The 3,602-nt window shown below is 48.3% G+C and carries 5 protein-coding genes; all 5 read right to left on the bottom strand.

Features of this window, described 5'->3' with window-relative positions; genetic code table 11:
* Positions 1–464 precede the first annotated feature (464 nt).
* Positions 465–737 carry a CRISPR-associated endonuclease Cas2 gene (gene cas2, locus O9323_RS18475; protein ID WP_046663050.1) on the bottom strand — a complete coding sequence of 91 codons (273 nt, stop codon included), beginning with the start codon at positions 735–737 and terminating at the stop codon, positions 465–467.
* 12 nt (positions 738–749) lie between these two features.
* Complete coding sequence (cas1d, locus tag O9323_RS18470; protein WP_002778670.1) at positions 750–1,754, bottom strand: type I-D CRISPR-associated endonuclease Cas1d; 1,005 nt, start codon at positions 1,752–1,754, stop codon at positions 750–752.
* Between the two features lie 5 nt (positions 1,755–1,759).
* Positions 1,760–2,353 carry a CRISPR-associated protein Cas4 gene (gene cas4, locus O9323_RS18465; RefSeq protein WP_193979636.1) on the bottom strand — a complete coding sequence of 198 codons (594 nt, stop codon included), beginning with the start codon at positions 2,351–2,353 and terminating at the stop codon, positions 1,760–1,762.
* Positions 2,354–2,355: 2 nt separating this feature from the next.
* Positions 2,356–3,189 carry a CRISPR-associated endoribonuclease Cas6 gene (cas6, locus tag O9323_RS18460; protein ID WP_288125551.1) on the bottom strand — a complete coding sequence of 278 codons (834 nt, stop codon included), beginning with the start codon at positions 3,187–3,189 and terminating at the stop codon, positions 2,356–2,358.
* 144 nt (positions 3,190–3,333) lie between these two features.
* A partial coding sequence (locus tag O9323_RS18455) for a Uma2 family endonuclease (protein WP_288125550.1) occupies positions 3,334–3,602 on the bottom strand: 269 nt, incomplete at its 5' end.

The raw sequence follows: 3,602 nt of genomic DNA, 5'->3' as shown, positions 1-3,602 counted from the left end.
ATAAATTCTCTCTAGCATTTTCTGGCTCTCGGGGTTTAGGTCTCTAATCAATCTCATTGTATTTTCCTGCTGCTTCGTTTTTTTATGTATTATACTTCTTAATTTTTTATTTGGGTAATTAATTTTGCATGACTACTTAGGGTTTAAGATTAATTGGAACATGCTACTTTTTGCTTAAACTCTCCAAGCCGTGTGTTTCAATCCCTAATAGGGTTTAAGATTAATTGGAACCGCCCAGTGGTAAAAGCTATACGCTATGGGATTTTCAAGGTTCGTATGCGCCGCACCCGCAATAAACCAATCATACAGCAAGTGACCCAGTTCTTCAAGACCCCGCAAAACCTTACGGGATAAGGTGCGCCCCGCGTTGGAAAGGAAAATCATCTCGAATCTATATCCTATAAGCTTTTCAGCCACCAGATAATAGTTAAGGATTTTTACAGCTACCCGGAAGCGCAACCGAGCTAAACAAAAAAAATTGTATTATCCCGGGGTAACTCACCACCGATACGTTCCACTTTACCCCGACAACAGGCGCAGAGAAAATAAAAGCGGATGCTATCGGTATCGGGTTTGATCAACTTACTCAAGCGCCCGCGCAGCTTGGCGTACTGGGTATCGGTTAGATCGCACTCAAAAACACTATACTGCACCCGTTGGCCGTAGGACTTTAACGTATTGTGAATTTTGGTTCGTCGCTTATCATCGGAAATATCGTAACTGATAACAAAATACATGACCGCCTCTACCTACTTTAAAATCAAGGGTGGATACTTATCCGTCTCGTCCATCAGATATTTCGCCATTAGTCGGGCCTGAATCTCGAAAGCTTCTTGATAAGTACACTGTTTACCCATTACCGGATGCTTAAACTTGGATTGTTTCTTCTGTTCGTACAAGCGCAGGAAAATCTGTAATCCCTCTCTCGTCAAGGAAACCGCACCGCTTAAGGGTTCGGTGGTGAAATGTTCGGGGGTAAGATAAGGATGATTGACCCCATTGAGAACTACGGCATCAACGACGATCGCTCTAAATTCCTCCATCAGATCTAGTGCCAGCGAGGGGCGACCGTAGCGTTGATAGTGAAGATAACCGAGATAGGGGTCAAAACCGACCAAATTGATCGCACTCTGCACGTCATGGCGCAATAACGCATAACCCAGACTCAAAAGAGAATTGACCGGATCTCGCGGGGGGCGACGGTTACGCGAGGTAAAGGTAAAAGTATCGCCGAGAATTAGGGAATCAAAACAACTGAAATAGGCCGCGCTTCCGGCTCCCTCTAACCCCCGGAGAGAATCGATCGCCGAGGTTGTTTCGATCGATCCGATCGCTGCTTCCAGACAAGCGATCGCAGTTTGTAAATCCAACTCTTTTCGATCGCGTTGACGACGGAGCAGAATGTTGCGGTAATTCTTCAGCTTGCCGCGGACGAATCCCCGCACTAAATGAATGGCTTTCGGAGAATCGCCGGCGGCCTGCCATTGCGCTCGACGAACGAAAATATTTTTGGTCATCTCCGGTTCCAATCTACCGAGATAGCGTCCGGTGGATGTGACGAAACTGAGCGGAATATGACGTTCCAACAATTCGATCACCAATGCGGGAGAAACTGAACCCCGTCCGAAAATCACCACTCCTTCCACGTTCAATAGAGGTACATCGAGGATCGTTTCTTTGGATGCTTTGACCGTTAAACGCTCGTCATTTTTGCCGAGAAATGCGTCTTCTCTCGTCACATATACCGTTCCCATATTTTTTAGTCTTCCTCTTGATATCGTTGGACTTTTTCAGTTAATCGGGGCAAGCAGCGATCGAACAAACTGCATCCCTTGCAGCGGGGTGAATAGACCGCCGGGGGCATTTTTCCCGTCTGGATCAGGGTTTCAACTGCTCGGATCGTAGCGATCGCCCGTTGCCGTAGAGCAAGATCGATCGCCACCGGTTGACGCTGGTGAGAACTGGCATAGTAGATATAGCCAGTATCTAGCCTTTTTCCCGTCATTTCTTCCAAACATAGGGCTTGAGCGCACACCTGCAACTCGTCGTTATCCCATTCGCCCTTACTGCCCCGTTTGTATTCCACGGGGATAAATTCGCCGTCGTGGGACTCGATCAGATCGGCTTTACCGATGAGACGGTAATTATCTGATTTAAGCCAGATCGCCCGAATTTGCCATATTTCCTCGCGGTTTCCCGCCCCAACGGTGTGAACTCGTTCGTGTAAATTTGTTCCCTCGATCGTGTAGCTATTATCGAGAAATTCCCCAGCGACGAACATTCTCCAACAACGGTGGGGACAGTAGGCGTAATGGTTGAGAGCGGCGATCGGTATGTAATCAGATTCATCCATAACTATCTTTTCTCCTTAGCAATTCTGCGAGTCATCCCCATTCCCATGGTGGTTTTCCGTCCCACTCCTGCATAGAGGGCAAAATCCGCCAGTGCATTAATCGCTTTAATCTTTGCGGGTTCCACCTCTCCCAAAAGACGATAGTGAATCTCACCCACACAACCGATCGACTGGTTTTTATAGGCTTCGTCGGCTAATTTCGTTTGAATATCGAAGAAACTGGGGAAAATCGACTCTAGGACGATGGAATCGAAGGGGATCCCGCTATAGCGATTCCAACGATTGAGAAGGCTATTAAACACCAGTTCCCGCGTCGGTAAGGCACTATCGAATTTTCCCTGCCGGAAGGTGACGGGGGTAGCGAAAAGGAAATTAAATTCCCGATTCGTTTCCGAGGCGTTTTCATACAGGTATTGATAAGTACAAGAGTTCGCCCAGAATTGAACCGATTGCGGGGTGGCGAGGACGCTAGTGATAACCAGATCGGCGGAACCGAGATGCCAGGGGTGTTTTGGATTGAGATTCAACCAGAGCGAGGTTAATTTACCGAATAATCGGTCATCGAGCAGAGAAATCCGCCACCAGCAGGGAGTTTCTGGGGCGATTGGCCGTTCGTGTCGCCACTGCGGGGAATTTATCGTTTTTCCACCAGATTGCATCTGTAGTGGCGATAAGGTGAAGGCTTTATCTGCCTCGGCTGTGTGTAGAATGTTCCCTAATTCCTGATCGACACTACTGACAAGGGTAAGGAATAGCGCGTGAAGGTGTCGTCCGGTGAGAAAATTCGGATAGATCGGCGATCGGGGTGTGAGATTGAGAACGAGACGGTAGGGCATTAACTTCCTCGGGCCTTGGCAAAAAGTTGGCTGGGGGTTAGGGTTAAATCGGGGAGGAGAATATCGCTAAGGGACTTGCGTGGGAATAATATCCCAATCGATCGGAGGGCGCAAGCTTTGCGCCCCTACAGTAACGGATTTTGTTCACAATGTAGGGGCGAACTGCGTTCGCCCAAAAGGTACATTATCAAAGCGCAAGTCCCTAATTTCGTCATCGCCTTTTTTAATCGCCGGGGGTGCGTCGGGATAGAAAATTGTGATCTGCTTGGCCTGGGGATCGACGATCCAGACGCGACTGACTCCCGCTTTTAGGTAGTCCACGGCTTTTTCGCTCAGGCTGCTGAAAGATTGTTCCGGAGAGATAATTTCGATGACTAATTCCGGGGGAACGGGACAAGCTTCATCGGTGAGGG

Origin of the sequence: Microcystis sp. LE19-131.1A (genome assembly GCF_027532015.1) — a bacterium.
Lineage (GTDB): Bacteria > Cyanobacteriota > Cyanobacteriia > Cyanobacteriales > Microcystaceae > Microcystis > Microcystis ichthyoblabe_A.
This window is presented reverse-complemented; position numbering and strand designations above follow the sequence as displayed.